This is a genomic window from Rhizobium leguminosarum (assembly GCF_010668065.1).
GTDB classification, from domain to species: Bacteria; Pseudomonadota; Alphaproteobacteria; order Rhizobiales; family Rhizobiaceae; genus Rhizobium; species Rhizobium leguminosarum_S.
In genome coordinates, this window is sequence record NZ_WUEN01000001.1 from 915,198 (window position 1) to 931,994 (window position 16,797).

Annotated in this window: 18 protein-coding genes; 17 read left to right on the forward strand and 1 reads right to left on the reverse strand. The window is 60.6% G+C overall.

Features of this window, described 5'->3' with window-relative positions:
• Positions 1–122: 122 nt before the first annotated feature.
• The 17 genes from rem to folD all read left to right on the forward strand — a co-directional run bounded on the left by rem (position 123) and on the right by folD (position 15,653).
• Entirely contained in the window at positions 123–794 is a 672-nt protein-coding gene (rem, locus tag GR198_RS04175; protein WP_003545558.1) for a transcriptional activator Rem, read from the forward strand.
• A gap of 124 nt (positions 795–918) precedes the next feature.
• Positions 919–2,220, forward strand: a complete 1,302-nt coding sequence (locus tag GR198_RS04180) for a flagellar hook protein FlgE (protein ID WP_027666401.1) — start codon at positions 919–921, stop codon at positions 2,218–2,220.
• 19 nt (positions 2,221–2,239) lie between these two features.
• Complete coding sequence (gene flgK / locus GR198_RS04185; protein WP_029874056.1) at positions 2,240–3,727, forward strand: flagellar hook-associated protein FlgK; 1,488 nt, start codon at positions 2,240–2,242, stop codon at positions 3,725–3,727.
• A 3-nt stretch (positions 3,728–3,730) separates the two neighbouring features.
• Positions 3,731–4,783 carry a flagellar hook-associated family protein gene (locus GR198_RS04190; RefSeq protein WP_164054097.1) on the forward strand — a complete coding sequence of 351 codons (1,053 nt, stop codon included), beginning with the start codon at positions 3,731–3,733 and terminating at the stop codon, positions 4,781–4,783.
• A 34-nt stretch (positions 4,784–4,817) separates the two neighbouring features.
• Positions 4,818–5,165, forward strand: a complete 348-nt coding sequence (gene flaF / locus GR198_RS04195; RefSeq protein ID WP_003556569.1) for a flagellar biosynthesis regulator FlaF — start codon at positions 4,818–4,820, stop codon at positions 5,163–5,165.
• Positions 5,162–5,611 carry a flagellar biosynthesis repressor FlbT gene (flbT, locus tag GR198_RS04200; protein WP_003556571.1) on the forward strand — a complete coding sequence of 150 codons (450 nt, stop codon included), beginning with the start codon at positions 5,162–5,164 and terminating at the stop codon, positions 5,609–5,611. The genes flaF and flbT overlap by 4 nt, the downstream gene beginning before the upstream one ends.
• Positions 5,602–6,030, forward strand: a complete 429-nt coding sequence (gene flgD / locus GR198_RS04205) for a flagellar hook assembly protein FlgD (protein ID WP_164054099.1) — start codon at positions 5,602–5,604, stop codon at positions 6,028–6,030. Before flbT ends, flgD begins: the two co-directional genes overlap by 10 nt.
• A gap of 99 nt (positions 6,031–6,129) precedes the next feature.
• Positions 6,130–6,396, forward strand: coding sequence for a flagellar biosynthesis protein FliQ (gene fliQ / locus GR198_RS04210; protein ID WP_009992823.1), 267 nt, complete (start codon positions 6,130–6,132; stop codon positions 6,394–6,396).
• A gap of 191 nt (positions 6,397–6,587) precedes the next feature.
• Positions 6,588–8,675: a flagellar biosynthesis protein FlhA gene (gene flhA / locus GR198_RS04215; RefSeq protein ID WP_028743716.1), complete on the forward strand. Its 2,088-nt coding sequence runs from the start codon at positions 6,588–6,590 to the stop codon at positions 8,673–8,675.
• Complete coding sequence (locus GR198_RS04220) at positions 8,672–9,424, forward strand: flagellar biosynthetic protein FliR (RefSeq protein ID WP_164067558.1); 753 nt, start codon at positions 8,672–8,674, stop codon at positions 9,422–9,424. The genes flhA and GR198_RS04220 overlap by 4 nt, the downstream gene beginning before the upstream one ends.
• 7 nt (positions 9,425–9,431) lie before the next feature.
• Entirely contained in the window at positions 9,432–9,845 is a 414-nt protein-coding gene (locus GR198_RS04225) for a hypothetical protein (protein ID WP_003545570.1), read from the forward strand.
• A gap of 32 nt (positions 9,846–9,877) precedes the next feature.
• Positions 9,878–10,441, forward strand: a complete 564-nt coding sequence (locus GR198_RS04230; RefSeq protein WP_029874062.1) for a rod-binding protein — start codon at positions 9,878–9,880, stop codon at positions 10,439–10,441.
• Between the two features lie 124 nt (positions 10,442–10,565).
• Positions 10,566–10,931, forward strand: a complete 366-nt coding sequence (locus GR198_RS04235; RefSeq protein WP_003545575.1) for a hypothetical protein — start codon at positions 10,566–10,568, stop codon at positions 10,929–10,931.
• Positions 10,931–11,470: a hypothetical protein gene (locus tag GR198_RS04240; protein ID WP_027666408.1), complete on the forward strand. Its 540-nt coding sequence runs from the start codon at positions 10,931–10,933 to the stop codon at positions 11,468–11,470. The genes GR198_RS04235 and GR198_RS04240 overlap by 1 nt, the downstream gene beginning before the upstream one ends.
• 394 nt (positions 11,471–11,864) lie before the next feature.
• Positions 11,865–12,704 (forward strand): WecB/TagA/CpsF family glycosyltransferase, encoded by an 840-nt coding sequence (locus GR198_RS04245; protein WP_164067560.1) that lies wholly within the window; start codon positions 11,865–11,867, stop codon positions 12,702–12,704.
• A 156-nt stretch (positions 12,705–12,860) separates the two neighbouring features.
• Positions 12,861–14,621, forward strand: a complete 1,761-nt coding sequence (locus tag GR198_RS04250) for a succinoglycan biosynthesis protein exop (protein ID WP_164067562.1) — start codon at positions 12,861–12,863, stop codon at positions 14,619–14,621.
• Positions 14,622–14,753: 132 nt separating this feature from the next.
• Complete coding sequence (gene folD / locus GR198_RS04255; protein WP_164067564.1) at positions 14,754–15,653, forward strand: bifunctional methylenetetrahydrofolate dehydrogenase/methenyltetrahydrofolate cyclohydrolase FolD; 900 nt, start codon at positions 14,754–14,756, stop codon at positions 15,651–15,653.
• A 14-nt stretch (positions 15,654–15,667) separates the two neighbouring features.
• On the opposite strand, the gene GR198_RS04260 is transcribed toward folD, so the two are convergent.
• A complete protein-coding gene (locus GR198_RS04260; RefSeq protein ID WP_164067566.1) occupies positions 15,668–16,693 on the reverse strand; it encodes a LacI family DNA-binding transcriptional regulator in 1,026 nt (341 codons plus the stop codon).
• Positions 16,694–16,797: the final 104 nt, after the last annotated feature.

The following is a 16,797-nucleotide window of genomic DNA, read 5'->3' on the forward strand; positions in this document are numbered from 1 at the left end:
AATCGGTACCCAGGTCTTAATCAATTATTAGTTTCTGCCATTAACTTTAACGAGTTGTCGCCGATTCGTGCGATTCGTACCCATAGATCATCGAAGTGCCACACTGATTCGGAGGCGGACGAATGATCGTAGTGGTTGATGAGCGTGAGCTCGTGAAAGATGGATACACATCTCTGTTCGGTCGTGAGGGCATTCCCTCCACCGGCTTTGATCCAGCGGAATTTGGCGAGTGGGTACAGACCGCCGCCGATTCCGACATAGCTGCAGTCGAGGCCTTTCTGATCGGTCAGGGCCAGCGCAACTTCGAACTGCCCCGGGCGATCCGGGATCGGTCGATGGCGCCGGTGATTGCGGTCAGCGACCAGCACTCGCTCGAAAACACTCTTGCGCTTTTCGATTGCGGCGTTGACGACGTGGTGCGTAAACCGGTGCATCCCCGCGAGATCCTCGCAAGGGCGGCTGCGATCCGGCGCCGGCTGAAGGCGATCACCAACTACACCGAGATCGGCGGGATCCGCGTCTTCTCGGATGGTCGTGACCCCGAGATCAACGGCGAAGTCTTCGCACTTCCCCGGCGCGAGCGCCGCATCCTCGAATATTTGATCGCCAATCGCGGTCGCCGGGTCACCAAGACCCAGATCTTCAACGCCATCTACGGCATCTTCGATGAAGAGGTCGAGGAGAACGTCGTCGAAAGCCACATCTCGAAGCTGCGCAAAAAGCTGCGCAAAAAGCTCGGCGTCGATCCGGTCGATTCCAAGCGCTTCCTTGGTTACTGCATCGATTGGGCCTGATTTCTCGGCCGGGCGGCGGCGCCCGGCTGAACGTCAATATTGGCCTCGCAGCTCGCATGACAGACAGCTTCACGCAAGGCCCGACAAATACTCTCGTGCATAACAGGTAAAACGAGGTTTTCAGATGAGCATTTTCGGCAGCATGAAGACGGCAGTATCGGGGATGAACGCTCAGGCCAACCGCCTCAGCACCGTCGCCGACAACATCGCCAACGTTAACACCACCGGTTACAAGGCTGTGTCGACGAGCTTCTCGTCGCTGGTTCTGCCCTCCTCGGGCGGCAATTACAATTCCGGCGGTGTTCAGACCTCCGTCCGCCAGGCCGTCTCCGACCAGGGCGATATTTCCTACACCACGTCGAGCACCGATCTCGCAATCTCGGGCGACGGCTTCTTCATCGTCCAGGGTCCTGACGGCACGCCGGTTCTGACCCGCGCCGGCGACTTCACCAAGGACGACGAAGGCAACCTCGTCAACGCCGCCGGCTTCATGCTGATGGGTTATTCCTACGATTCCGGCGCTCCAGCCGTCGTCGTCAACGGCTTCGATGGCCTCGTTCCCGTCAATGTCAACCAGGATGGTCTGACCGCGATCGCCTCGACATCCGGTATCTTCAAGGGCAACTTGGACTCCAACGCCAAGATCGCTCCGGTCGCTCCCGCGACGGCTCCAAGCGCCAACCTCGCCACGACGACGACCGATACCAAGAAGGTCTCGATGGTCGCCTACGACCGTCTCGGCAACAAGGTGATGTACGACTTCTACTTCACGAAGTCCTCAGTCGCGGCAGCGCCGCCACCGGCACCTCCCGCTACCGCTGCCACCTGGGAAGTGGCGATGTTCCGCAACGCCGATGCTGCGGTCGGCGGCGCGACCTCCTTCCCTTACTCCACCGCCGCTGTCGGCACGGGAGCGCTGACCTTCGACCGCGATGGCAAGATGACCTCGACCGGCGCCGTTAACATCGTCGATCCGGTGACTGGCCAGACGATTGCCATGGACTTCTCCGCCTTCACACAGCTCGGTGCCGACTTCTCCGGCACCGGTACGCCGAACGGTCAGGCAGCGACCCCGGTCAAGGACGTTACGGTTGACGGCGACGGCATCGTCTACGCGAAATACGAAGACGGCAGCACCAAGCCGCTCTATCGCATTCCGCTGGCCAATGTCGCTAGCCCGGACAAGCTGACGCTGATGAGCGGCAACGTCTACAGCGCCAACGGCCAGTCGGGCGTCACCGTCACCGGCTTCCCGCAGACCAACGGTCTCGGCACGATCAAATCAGGCGCTCTCGAAGGCTCGAACGTCGACCTCGCCGGCGAGCTGACCGAGATGATCGAATCGCAGCGCAGCTATACCGCCAATTCCAAGGTGTTCCAGACGGGATCCGACATTATGGACGTTCTCGTCAACCTCAAGAGATAAGCAAGGTACCGGGTAAGCCATGTCGCTCACATCCGCACTTAATACCGCGCAGAATATATTCAACAATACGGGCACTCAGAGCAGTGTCGTATCGAACAATATCTCGAATGCGGGCAACAAAGATTACGTGCGCCGGCAGGCGATGCTCACCACGTCCTTGAATGGCGCGCAGGTCGTCAAGATCGACCGCGCGCAGGAAGAAGCGCTGCTGCGCCAATACCTGAAGACATCCTCTCAGGACAGTGCCCAGCAGGCATTGCTCGGCGGTCTTGAGGACCTCAAGTCGATCGTGGGTGGCAACGACTACGAAACGTCGCCATCCACCTATCTCGGTGTTTTCCAGCAGAAGCTTCAGGCCTTCCGCACGACGCCGGGCAGCACCGTCGCCGCCCAGGGCGCCATTACCGCCGCCCAGGACGTCGCCAACTCGCTGAACAATGCGTCGCAATCCGTTCAGAACGTCCGCGCCACCGCCGACAAGCAGATCGCCACCGACGTCGACAAGCTGAATACGCTTCTCAGCGACTTCGAGAAGGCCAACAATGCGGTGAAGACCGCCACGGCCTCGGGTGCGGATGCATCCGGCGCCCTCGACGAACGTGAGAAGGCTCTCAAGCAGATTTCGCAGATTGTCGGCGTCAACGCGACGACGCGCGACAATAACGACATGGTGCTGAGCACGTCTGACGGGACGATCCTCTTCGAGACGATCCCGCGTAAGGTGACGTTCAAGTCTCAGGATGTCTATACCGCGACCATCGCCGGCAATTCTGTCTATATCGACGGTGTGGCACTTCCGCGCGGCAGCGGATCGACGACGACGGGGCAGGGAAGCCTTCAGTCTCTCCTCCAGGTGCGCGACGAAATCGCACCGAACTTCCAGAAGCAGCTCGACGAAGTCGCCCGCGGCCTGGTCTCGCTCTTCAAGGAACAGAACACGGTGGCCGGCCCGGCCTATGTGCCAGGCCTCTTCACCTGGAGCGGCGGCACGGTCGATACCGGCGCCACCGCGGTTGCTGGCATGGCGGCGACCATAACGGTCAGCAGCCGCGTCATCACCTCGCAAGGCGGCGATCCGATGCGCCTGCGCGATGGTGGCGTCAACGCCACCGGGCTCGTCCTGAACACGTCAGGCGCCAGCGGTTATACGACTGAACTCGATCGTCTCTATACCGCATTGGGCTCCGACATCGATTTCGACCCAGCGGCGGGGACGCCGGTCGGGTTCGACGCCACGACCGGCATCGATTCAAACGTCAGCATCATGGAATTCGCCACAAATTCCCTCGGCTGGCTCGAACAGTACCGCAGCAATGCCACGACGGCGGCGGAAAACACCTCGGCGGCGCTGTCACGCTCCGACGAAGCCTATTCCAATGAGACGGGCGTCAACCTCGACGAGGAGCTGACGCTGCTCCTCGACATAGAGCAGTCCTACAAGGCGGCGACCAAGATCCTGAACGCCGTTGACGAAATGTTGAAGTCATTGCTGGATATTGCGAGTTAAGCCATGAAGAGCTCATTTATTTCAAGTTCGGCCATTCAGAATGCGATGCGGTTGACGATCCGTCAGGCGCAGAACCAGATGACGAAGGCGACGATGGAAGCGACGACCGGAGTCTATGCCGATATCGGTGTCTCGCTCGGCGGTAACGCCGCCAGGAGCGTCGACTTCAGCCGCGAGGTCGACCGGATAGCCTCGATCAAATCAAGCAATTCGCTTGTCACCGCGCGCATGGAATCCTCGCAGCTCGGCCTTTCCAAGATGAAGGATGTCGGCGACGGCCTCGTTTCGAAGCTGACCGCTCTCCAGGGCAGCCACGACCCAGGCAGCATCACCGTCGCCATCCAGTCGGCGACCAGCGCCCTGTCCACGATGATGGACACGGCCAACACCATGGTAAACGGCGAATATCTGTTCTCGGGCATCAACACCGATGTGCAGCCGCTGACCGACAAGACGACCGCGACGAGTGCCGCCATCGTCACGCAATTGAATGCCTACGCCGCCGCTCTTGTCCCACCGAAGGCGGTCAAGGATCTGACCGGCGCTGAAATGAGCACCTTCATCACCACGACGGTAGAGCCGATGTTCAGCCAGGCGGCCTGGACCGATCCGACGACCGGCTGGTCGCAGGCATCGAGCCAGAATATGACGAGCCGCATCAGCAACTCCGAAGTGATCGAATCCTCGACCAATGCCAATTCCGAGGGCATGCGTTACTTCGCGCTCGCCTCGGTAATGACCTCGGCACTGTTGGGTCAGGGCCTCAGCAGCGATGCGATGAGCACTGTGTCCAAACAGGCGATCAGCTATACGACGAAGGCGACCAGCGGCCTCGTGACCCAGGCAAGCCAGCTCGGCCTTTCCCAAGAGCGCGTCAAGAAGTCCAACGACGCTCTCGACGCTCAATCGAACATCATCAAGAACAAGCTCGTCGATCTCCAGGGCGTCGATCCTTACGAAGCCTCGACCCTCGTCAAGACTTTGGAAACGCAGCTTGAAACCGCTTACACGATCGTCTCGAAGATCCAGCAGTTGAGTCTAGTAAACTACCTTTGATGATCAAAGGCGCGCAATAAAGAAGGATGCATGAATGTATCAGTTCTCATATGCCGAAGTCATGCAGGACTCGGTGGCCGACGCGAAAGAGCGGGAATGGCAGGTTCTTGACCGGTCCATAGACCTGCTGGCGGCGGCGCGCGAAAAGGAAAAATACGGCCGGGAAGCCATTGAAGCCCTGTTTTATACACGCCGGGTCTGGATCAGCTTCATCGAGGATCTCAAACATCCCGACAACCAGCTGGAGATCGGGCTGAGGGCCAACCTCATCTCGATCGCGATCTGGATATTGAAGGAATGCGACAGGATCAGAAAACGTCAGTCTAATAACTACCAGGGCATCATCGACGTTACCACCATCATCAGGGATGGACTTAAATGAAAAGTACACTTCGCATTTCTCTGAAAGCCGGAGAAAGAATCTTCATCAACGGCGCCGTCCTGCGCGTCGACCGCAAGGTCGCGCTGGAATTCCTGAATGATGTGACGTTCCTTCTCGAAAACCACGTCCTCCAGCCGGAGGGAGCCACGACGCCGCTGCGTCAGCTCTATTTCATCGCGCAGATGATCCTCATCAACCCTGAGGGCAAGGACCACTCGACGGCGTTGTTCCGCAAGTCGATCACCATGCTGCTCTCCTGCTTCAAGAACGAGGAGATCCTCGCCGAACTGAAGCGCATCGATGCGCTCGTCTCGACGGGCCGCGCCTTCGACGCGCTCAAGGCGATCCGTGGCCTCTACGCGATCGAAGACAATATCCTCAATAACCACGAAATGCCGCCGACGATGGTCGAGCAGATTCGCAGGGAGATTGCACCATGGCGGTAGATGCAACATCGAGCGTGAGCACGTCGAGCACGACAAGCACGACGAGCACGGCCCAGACGAAGGCGACGCTGAACTACGACAATTTCCTTCAGTTGCTCATCGCGCAGATGAAGAACCAGGATCCGACCGATCCGATGGATGCCAGCGAGCAGATGTCGCAGCTGGCGAGCTTCTCGCAGGTCGAGCAGACGATCCAGACCAACACCAAGCTGGACACGCTTCTGGCAAGCTCGAGCCTCACCCAGGCCAGCAGCTACGTCGGAAAATACATGGAAAGCGCCGACGGTAAGGTCAAGGGCACCATCGAATCCGTCAAGGTTTATTCGGACGGAATCATAGCGACGACCACGGATGGCGGTAATATACTCGTGCAAGCGGGAATCACTATTGCCGACAAGGCGCCGACCAGCGATACCTGATACCCACGGCGCCGGTGCGCCGCATAGCTCGGGTGATACCAATCAATGGCGGTCCGGCCACGGCGGGGCCGCTTCAAGGCGATATGAGGTTGCCTTCGGATGAATGAAGCTGATGCATTGGATCTGTTTCAGGCGGCGATCTGGACCGTCCTGATTGCCGCCGGTCCTGCCGTCATCGCGGCGATGGTGGTGGGTCTCGTCATTGCCTTGATCCAGGCGCTGACCCAGGTGCAGGAAGCGACACTGACCTTCGTGCCGAAGATCGTCGCGGTGCTGATCACGGTCGGCGTCACCGCCCCTTTCGTCGGCTCGCAGATCTCGATTTTCACCAATCTGGTCTTCTCGCGCATCCAGTCCGGTTTCTAAGCAATTCCAGCAAAAGTGCGCAGCGGTTTTGCGTCCGGGATTGCGTGGAAACAAAAAGTAAAAGCGGTTCTACGCTTCCATGAGAAGCTGAACCGCTCTGAGCCACCTTCGCGCAAGCTTCGCCATTTAACTCTCGATCCGAATTGGGCGGGCTGCATGTCCGCCTCCTCTCATGAAGAGACGGAATCGTCATGGCGCAACCACCTGCACTCCCCATTCCAAAAGTCGCCCCGAGCCTGCGCGATGTCGGTTTTGCCCTCGGCATCATCGGCATCATCTGCATTCTCTTCCTGCCGATCCCGCCATTCCTGATCGATATGGGACTGGCCTTCTCGATCGCCTTCTCGGTGCTGATTCTGATGGTTGCGCTGTGGATCCAGAAACCGCTCGATTTCTCGTCTTTCCCGACCATTCTGCTGATCGCGACGATGACCCGGCTGGCGCTGAACATCGCGACGACACGCGTGATCCTTTCGCATGGCCATGAGGGCCACGATGCGGCAGGCGGCGTCATCGCCGGTTTTGCAAGCCTGGTGATGTCCGGCGACTTCGTCATCGGTCTGATCGTTTTCCTGATTCTCATCACCATCAACTTTATCGTCATCACCAAGGGCGCCACGCGTATCGCCGAAGTCGGCGCACGTTTCACCCTGGACGCCATCCCCGGCAAGCAGATGTCGATCGACGCCGATCTCTCGGCCGGCATCATCGATGAGAGGGAAGCCCAGCGCCGGCGCAGGGAACTCGAGGAGGAAAGCTCCTTCTTCGGTGCGATGGACGGTGCGTCGAAATTCGTGCGCGGCGATGCCGTCGCCGGCCTGATCATCACCTGCATCAACATTTTCGGCGGCATCATCATCGGCTATTTCCGCCACGGCATGCCGATCGGCGAAGCCGCTGACGTCTTCGTCAAGCTCTCGGTCGGCGACGGCCTCGTCGCACAGATGCCGGCTCTCATCGTCTCGCTCGCCGCCGGCCTTCTCGTCTCTCGCGGCGGCACCACCGGCTCCACCGACCAGGCGGTCGTCAACCAGTTGAGCGGTTATCCCCGTGCGCTTTCCGTCTCGGCGGTGCTGATGTTCATCCTGGCCCTGATGCCGGGTCTGCCGTTTGTGCCCTTCGTGGTCCTCGGCGGTCTTCTCGCCTTCGGCGCCTGGTTCATCCCGCGTCAGGTCGAGGCAGAGAACATGCTTCGCCGCGAGCAGGAAGAAAAGAAGGTCGTCCAGAACAAGGAGCTGGAAAAGGATTCGGTCAAGGCAGTGCTGCGCACCTCCGAAATCGAGCTCGCACTCGGCAAGATGGTCTCGACGCGTCTGCTCGGCGCCCACCAGGAGCTCGCCTTCCGTGTCGGTAAGATGCGCAAGAAGTTCGCCACCCAATACGGCTTCGTCGTGCCCGAGATCAAGGTGACCGACGATATCGCCATCGCCGAGAAGTCGTATCAGATCCGTATCCACGGCACGACGGTCGCTTCCAACCTGCTGCGCGTCGGCGAAGTCCTCGTCGTTACCGGCGCCGGCCGCCGGCCGAGCATTCCCGGCGACGAAATCCGCGAACCCGCTTTCGGCATGCCTGCCGTCTCGATCCTCGAAAACTTCGCCGACGATCTGAAACGCGAGGGCTTCCAGCCGATCGACAATGTCTCCGTCGTGCTCACCCATATGAGCGAGGTCATCCGCAACAACCTGCCGCAGCTGCTGTCCTACAAGGACGTCAAGGTGCTGATCGATCGGCTCGATCCCGAATACAAGAAGCTTGCCGACGAGATCTGCTCGTCGCACATGTCCTATTCGGGCCTGCAGGCAGTGCTCAAGCTGCTGCTTGCCGAACGTGTCTCGATCCGCAACCTGCACCTCATTCTCGAGGCGGTGGCCGAGCTCGCCCCGCATGTCAGGAAGACCGAGCAGATCGTCGAGCATGTCCGCATCCGCATGGCCCAGCAGCTTTGCGGCGACCTCGCCGACAACGGCGTGCTGCGCGTGCTGCGGCTGGGCAGCAAATGGGATCTGGCTTTCCACCAGGCGCTGAAGCGCGACGCCAAGGGCGAGGTGATCGAATTCGACATCGATCCGCGCAGCCTGGAGGAGTTCAGCGAGCAGGCCACCAAAGTTATCCGTGAGTTCATGGATCGCGGCCTGCCATTCGCACTTGTCACGTCGCCGGAAACACGCTCCTATGTGCGCATGATCATCGAGAGGCTGTTCGCCACGCTCCCGGTCCTGTCGCATGTCGAACTGGCCAAGGGCATCGAGATAAAGATTTTGGGCTCTATTTCATGATAACAGACCCGCAAGGGACCGTTCTCGCGCTGTTTCTGGTTTTCTGCCGGATCGGTGGCTGTGTGCTGGCTCTTCCGGGTTTTTCCTCGGCGCGCGTGCCCGCACAGCTACGCGTCTTCATCGCCGGCGCGCTTTCGATCGCCGTCATGCCGTTGCTCTGGGATACCGTCTATCCGGCCGTTCACACCGGTGCCGGAACCTATATCGGCCTGATCTTCAGCGAATCGCTGATCGGCGTGATGTATGGCATGCTGGCGAGGATCTACACGCTCGGCATGCAGTTCGCCGCCTCGATCACCGCCATGATGGTCGGCTACACCCAGCCGGGTTCCGCCGACATCCTCGAAGACACGCCGGAGACCAGCCTGTCGGCCTTTATCACCTTTGCCGGCATGATGATCCTCTTCATCATGGATTTCCATCATATCGTTTTCCGCGCGCTGATCGATTCCTACACGACCATGCCCTTCGGTGGCATGATGCAGATGCGCGCGACGCTGATCTCCTTTGCCGACACGCTGGAGCAGACCACCTACATCATGCTGCGGCTGTCGAGCCCGTTTTTGATCTACGGCCTGATCTTCAACGTCTCGATCGGTTTCATCAACAAGCTGGCGCCGCAGATCCCGGTCTACTTCATCTCCACACCCTATCTGCTGATGGGCGGGCTCTTCCTGATCTATTTCTCGATTGCGGCGATGGTCAGCCAGTTCGGCCAGTCCTTCGGCTCGATCTATATCGGGCGATGAGGCTGATATGATCGAAAAGAAGCGCTCCCAGAAGCTCAAGCGGCTGCTCTCGGTGCAGCGGCATATCGAAAGAATGGCCGAGAACGACCTGGCCGAAACGAGCCGCCAGCGTGTCGAGGTCAATGTGGCGATGGACGACGTCATCCTCGCGCTCGGCTCGATGGACCCCGTCCACCACGCCTTCTCGCAGAATTACGCCGACCGATTCGGCAGGCTCACCATCAAGGACCAGCAACTGACCGGCATGCAGCAGATCCACGAGATGCGGCTGACGCGCGAGCGCGCCAAGGGCGACCGCCTCGAAGACGGCATGAAGGAAGCGCTGGAAGTCGAGCGCCGCGAGGCCGATGACAATGCCGTCTACGATGTCATCGATCAGCAATTCGCAACGCCAGCCTCCAGCAAGCTTCAAAAACCATAGTCGTTACGATCTTAAATTCAGAGGATTGTAACGTGGCTATTTCGCCCCCCAGTGATCTGGTCCTGGACGTTGTCAAAGCTGCCGACCCCATGGAGGTTCAGGCGGCCCAGGAAAAGTTGAAGGCAAATCGTGCGGCCTTTGCCGCAACGAGCCTCGCCGAGAATGGCAAGGGCTTCTCCAATACGGTCGACGTTCTCGATCAAGTCGGCCAGAAGAGTGGCCTCAACAACATCCAGAACCGCACCAAGACCGAGGAAGCTCCGGAAAGCTACCGGAAGTTCGAGGCCATGGTCTTGCAAAATTTCGTCAAGTCCATGCTGCCGAACGAAAGCGAAGATGTCTATGGCAAGGGCGCGACCGGCGATATCTGGAAAGGCATGATGGCCGAACAGCTCGGCAACGTCATGGCCAAGGGAGACGGCATCGGCATCGCCAAGCAGATGTACAGCGAGCAGCTGCGCCGCCAGGAAGGCAAGATCGTCAATGCCTCCACCGACGACGATGACCGCAACACCGCGCTCAGCATGATCGACGACTTCCAGCGCAAGACCTTTGGCACGCCGACGGCGGACGCCAAGGCCGATAGAACAGGATGATTTTAGGCCCGTTGGCCTGAAATCTGAATCCTGTTCTAAATTATATAGTTAGAGCGTGATGTCGTCCGAAAACCGATCACACTTTTCGGCATCATGCTCTAAGCGACGCATAACCGAGGGTACAATGGAAATAATTTCGAACGAATACAGGATCAAATCCGTTCTCGGACGCCTCGAAATGATCATCGACAATGAGAACACCCGGATCGGCAACGATCCGCAGTTCGATCTCAAGGTCTCCAATGCGCATAAGAGCCGCTGCCTCTACGAACTGTCGATGCTTTTCCGCGACACCGATCCGGCCGAGCTTGCCGCTGCCCATCTCGATCAGCTGCATGGCCTGAAGAAGAAGCTGGTTCTCAACGCCCGTCGCGTCGAGGCGCATCTCGAAGCGGTTCGCGCTGTCGCCGACCTGCTGAAGAACGCAGTTCAGGACGCCGACGCCGACGGCACCTATTCCCAGGAACAATTCGCCGCGCGTGGAAACTGATGATCAAGCTCGTCCTCACCGGTGTCTGGGTTTGCGCCATCACCTTGGCATCGGTCTATTTCTCGGTGTACCTGGCGACCGCGCCGGCGCCCGCAGCAACGGATTCCAAGCAGAGCGCGCTTGAACTGGTGAAGGGCGAAACGATCACGGTGCCGATCATCGGCAACGGTGCGATCACCGGTTACTTCCTCGGCCGCGTTTCGTTCATGATGAACAAGGACATGCTGAAAGGCGTGACGCTGCCACTGAGCGAGATGACGACGGACGAGCTTTTCAGCCTGCTGGTCGGCAACAAGATGGTCGATATCGCCCACATCAAATCCTTCGATCCGAAGGCTTTCCGCGAAGAGATCAAGAAGGGCATGAACGAGCGCCTCGGCGGCGAATACGTCGCCGACGTGATGCTGGAGCAGCTCGACTATCTGTCCAAGGAAGAGGTCAAGGAAAGCTCCGCCGGTCAGCCGAAGAAGGTGGGCGCACCCGTCAAGATCGTCGAGACCGCCCCGGCCGCCGAAGCACCGGCGCCAGCAGCCCACTAAAGCGCGTCGCGATCTTTCAGATTCGCTCCTCGCGCTTTAGGTCTTTGTTTTTTACGCATGTCGTTGTCGCAAAACCGCTGCACACTTTTGCGCGACATGCTTTCGACATCATTCGATCATCGACGACAAACGGCGCCCGAGGGCGCCGTTTGTCGTTGGCGCGCATGGTTAATAAACCACTTATACGAGCATGGAAATTCAAGGAATTTTCCTAAGGGTTGTTTGAAACCGTCCTGTTATATCAGTGTCACAGCTTGGCATGCGCCGCTTATCCGGGATCGGAGCGAGGCGCACCGGCGGGACGCGACCGGTCCTTTCGAGACCTCCGGTGCGGAAATATGGGCTTGTTTTCCGGGATGTCGGGCGCATGCAGCACCCTCGGCAGGAGGTAGGAATGAATCTGATTGCAAACTTCGCGGTGCTCGCATCGCGGCGGACGATCTTCGATCTGCCGGTCTGCGATCTCGGCTGGGACGACGCCCTCGTTTTCATCAACGAGCTGGCCTCCATTCCCGTCGGCCAGACCGTGGTTTGCTTCGTCAACGCCCACAACATGCTGACGGCGCTGCGCGACGACGAATATTACCGGATCATGTCGCACAATCTGGTGCTGCCTGATGGCATCGGCCTCAACATCGCATCGCAGATCGCCCATGGCGCACCGTTTCCGGCTAATCTGAACGGCACCGATTTCGTGCCGGCCTTCCTGACCTTCATGGAGGCCCCGCGCCGCATCGGCCTCATCGGCGGCGAGCGTTCGGTCGTCGAGGCGGCGGCGGAAAATTTCCGCAGACACACGCCCTGGCACGAATTCGTCGTCGTTTCCGACGGTTACTTCGACAAGGTCGATTCCACTGAGGTCATCGAGGAACTCGAGCATCAGAAGCTCGATATCCTGATCGTCGGCATGGGAACGCCGCTGCAGGAGAAATGGGTTCACAACCATATCCGCGCCGATCATGCGCGCCTGGTGCTGACCGTGGGCGCTCTCTTCGACTTCGTCTCCGGCGCCGTCCCGCGTGCACCGAAGACGGTGCGGATGATGCGCCTGGAATGGGCCTATCGCCTGCTGCAGGAGCCGACGCGCCTCTGGCGCCGTTACATCATCGGCATTCCGGTCTTCCTCTTCCATGTCCTGCGTTACCGCTTCCGCCGGCGCGAAAGGATTCTCAGCCATCCGGAAGAGCACGGCAGCGCGCTGCAGCTGCGGTCGGACCATAAGAAGGCGAGCTGAGCTTATAGCGCCGCGTGTCTAACAGGGCGCGCGGCTTAGCAATTCTTGCCCGCTGCGGTTAACCATTTCTTTGCCATGAATATTTAGAGTCGTTTAATCATCTGCATTCGTGCGGATGAGGGAACTCGGCCATCATGTGCATGAGATGTGGCGCAAATGTACGATATTAGGGCCAGAAACAGCTTCCAGGATCGCGCAGCCGCAGGGCCGCGCCCCCATGACGATTCCTATGGGAGGCCCCGGTCGGGCCGGCCTGATATCGCGCCGCCCGAGGCCGAATTGTTGCGCGCCATCGGCCGGGTGCTGGAGGAGCAGCGCGCCAGGGCGGCGCGCACCGCACCGCTGGTCGACCGCATCGAAACCATCCTCGGCAACCGCCTCCGGGCCGCCAACGACGTCGGCCATCCGCCTCTTCAGGAACTGGCGGACGATGAAGAGCTAACTGTTCCGGCCGACGAACCGATGATCTCATCTGAACCGCTGGCCGCGGTCCGTGAAGAACCCGCCGAGCCCCGGCCGGTAGCGCCGCAGCGTCGGGCAAGCGGCATCGGCCTTGCGATGATGGTGGCCGCCGCGACGATCATCGGCGGGGGCTTGCCGGCGCTGATGCCAGCTTCGCCGGCCCTCTACCGTGCCGAGGCGACGCTTGCAGTGAAGAGCGATGCCGCAAGCCGCGCTGCCTTCACCCAGGCCGCGGCGAAAGGGCTGCTGTCGGCGAGGGTGGTTGCTTCGACAGTCGCCGCCCTGAAACTCGATCATGATCCCGAATTTGCCGGCGCCAGCGCCAATGCGCTCGGCGTCGCTCTCGATCTCCTTTCGGCGACCGGTGCTGCTGCCGATCCGTCCTCGCGCGCCGAGGCGACGCTGAAACATGCGGTCGAGATACTGCCCGATGCCGCTACAGGCACCATCCTCGTCAGGGTGACGACCGGCGACAGCGGCAAATCCATGCGCATCGCCGCAAGGCTTGCCGAAGCGGTGTCCGCAGCAGACGGAGCCGGCGGCAATGTCGAGACCGATACCGCCTTGCGTAAAACCTATGACGAGGTGAAAGCGGAGCTTGCCGCCTTCACCGCGAAGAGCGGCGAGGGCAACGTTAAGGTGGCGATCGATCTTCGTCGTCAGATCGACCGGCTCGATGCCGATCTGAAAGAGGCCGACCAGAACATCCTTGCCGCCAAGGCGCAGGCCGACCGGCTCAAGGCCGCAAAACTTGCCGAAGTGCTCGATGGTTCGCTCCCCTCCGATATGCTTTCGCCGGCGCTGCAGGACTGGCGCGACAAATATGCCGTCGCCAAAACGACGCTTGCGCAGCTTTCGGCCGAGCTCGGCCCGCGCCATCCGCGCCTCTTGCAGCAGCAGGCCGAAACGGATGGTCTGAAGGAAAATATGGGCAAGGAGCTTACCCGTCTTGCCCAGACTGCCAACCTCGCCGCCAAGGCCGCCGTCGATGCGCGCAAGGGCCTGAACGATCGACGCAATACGCTGATCGCTCAGAGCCGGGACACCGGCGTCGATTTGTCACGCCTGACCGAACTCAGCGAAAAGGCGAATGCCGCCCGCTCGCGCCTCGAAGAGGCGACATCCGCAGCGGTGGAAACGGCCGCCGACGGTCGTATCGTTCTCCTGAAGCCGGCGTTGGCAACCGCAGTATCGGGAAGCGATGGCCTGACCGGCCGCGCGCTGGCCGGTGCCGCGGTGGGCCTTGCGATAGGCCTTGTCGCGGCCTTCTTGCTCCGGCTGCGTAGGCCTGTCGCCGAGTCCACAAGCGAGAAAATGCCGGTATCCCGGCCGCAGGCCCCACTGCCCTCGATGCCCGCGCAGGCCCCCGCGTCGGGCGACGAAATGGAACTGTTGCGCTCCGAAATCTCCGGCCTGCGTGACCGGCTTCGTGTTCATGCGCTCGAAGCGCGGTAGCCGCTGCGCTGAACGAACATTTCCTTGCAAGCTTGCTATTGCTTTGCCGCTTTCCGACAGGATAGGGCGTTAGCGGGCAATTGACGCTCGCCGAGTATCCATAGATTGACGCGAAACAGGGCGGAGAGACGTGTGACGACAGTAATCGACGGAAAGAACGTAGCTGCATCGGTCATTCAGACGGTCAAGAGTGCGACGGCGGCGCTGGAAAAGAGCAGCGGCGTCACCACCGGCCTTGCGGTCGTCATCGTCGGCGACGACCCGGCAAGCCACGCCTATGTCGGTTCCAAGGGTCGAATGGCCAAGGAGTGCGGCTTCAAATCCGTTCAGCACACGCTGCCGGCCGAAACGAAGCAGGAGGATCTGGCAGCTCTCGTCGCCACCCTCAACGCCGATCCGTCGATCCACGGCATTCTGGTGCAACTGCCCTTGCCGAAGCCGCTCGACAGCGAGGCGATCATCCAGTCGATCCTGCCGGAAAAGGATGTCGACGGCCTGAGCGTCGTCAATGCCGGCAAGCTCGCCACTGGCGACCTGAAGACCGGACTGGTCTCCTGCACCCCGGCCGGCGCCATGGTCTTCGTCCGCCGCACCCATGGCGAGGATCTCTCCGGCCTCAACGCCGTCGTCATCGGCCGCTCCAATCTGTTCGGCAAGCCGATGGCGCAATTGCTGCTCAACGCCAATGCGACGGTGACGATTGCGCATTCCAGGACCAAGAATCTCGCCGAGGTCTGCCGTAACGCCGATATCCTGGTGGCCGCCGTCGGCCGGCCGGAGATGGTCAGGGCCGATTGGGTCAAGCCCGGTGCGACGGTCATCGACGTCGGCATCAATCGGGTGGCAGCCCCCGAAAGAGGCGAGGGCAAGACCCGGCTCGTCGGCGACGTCGCCTTCGAGGAGGTCTCGGCGATCGCCGGCACCATCACTCCGGTTCCCGGCGGCGTCGGGCCGATGACCATCGCCATGCTGATGGCCAACACGGTCATTGCCGCCCACCGTACCGCAGGGCAGACACCGCCGCAGTTTTGAACCCGGAAAGGCTTCTAAGACTGGGGAACAGGGCCGGTCGAGGCCCTGACAATCAGCTCCGTCTTCCAGAGCTCCTGGTCGGGGAAGGGGCCGGCCTGCTTCACCGTGCCAATCAGCCGCTGCGCGATGCGAACGCCCGCCGCCCGCAGTGAAGAGCGTGTCGTCGTCAGCGGCACGGAAAAGCTTTCCGGCTTCAGCAGCGGCAGCACGTCGTCATGGGCGATCAGCGAGATATCCTCACCGAGCCGCAATCCGGCCTGGTTGACGGCGCGGATCGCGCCGAGCGCCAGCACGGTGCTGGAGCAGAGGATCGCCGTCGGCCGCTCCGGCAATTGCAGGAAGTGTTCCATCGCCAGCAGGCCTTGTTCGTCCGTCATCAGCGCGTGGCTCATGCAGCCCTCCTCGAGCGCGAGCCCGCGCTCGGCAAGGGCCGATATGACGCCGTTCTTCCTGCGGATGGCGAAATCGAGATGCATCGGTCCGTTCATCAGCGCAAAGCGCGTATGGCCGAGCTGCAGCAAGAGCCGCGTTGCATCGTAGAAGGCGCCTTCATTGTCGATATCGAGATAGGGATAGTCCGGCTCCGAACCGAAGGATCGGCCGTGCACGACATAGGGCATCGAGAGCGATTTCAGCATGGCGAGCCGCGGATCGTGGCCGCGCATATAGGCGACGAACAGGGCATCGACATTGCCGCTGATCGCAAGGCGGCGCAGCGCCGCCACCTCGTCATCCGGGTCGGCCGGCATGATCACGAAGTGGAAGTCGTGGCGCACGGCCTCTTCGCCGAGCCCGGCCAGGAATTCACCGAAATGCACGTCGGACTGGTGGCCGGGCGCCGTCGGCATGACGAGGCCGATCGAGCCTGCCTTGCCGGTCGCAAGCCGCTGCGCCGCCTTGTTCGGCCTGTATCCGGTTTCCTTGACAGCCTGAAGCACGCGCTCCCGGGTCGCCTCATTGACCTCGGGATAGCCGTTGAGCGCCCGGCTCACCGTCGTCTGAGACAGCCCCAGCAATTCCGATAGCTGTTTGAGATTCACCTGCTATGCTTCCTCCCAGCCCGCCCGTCAGCCGTCTGAAAAGGCCTGTCGCCTCCCAGTGGCATCCAAAGCGCTTTCAATTATGTATCATCTAGCGCGCTTGA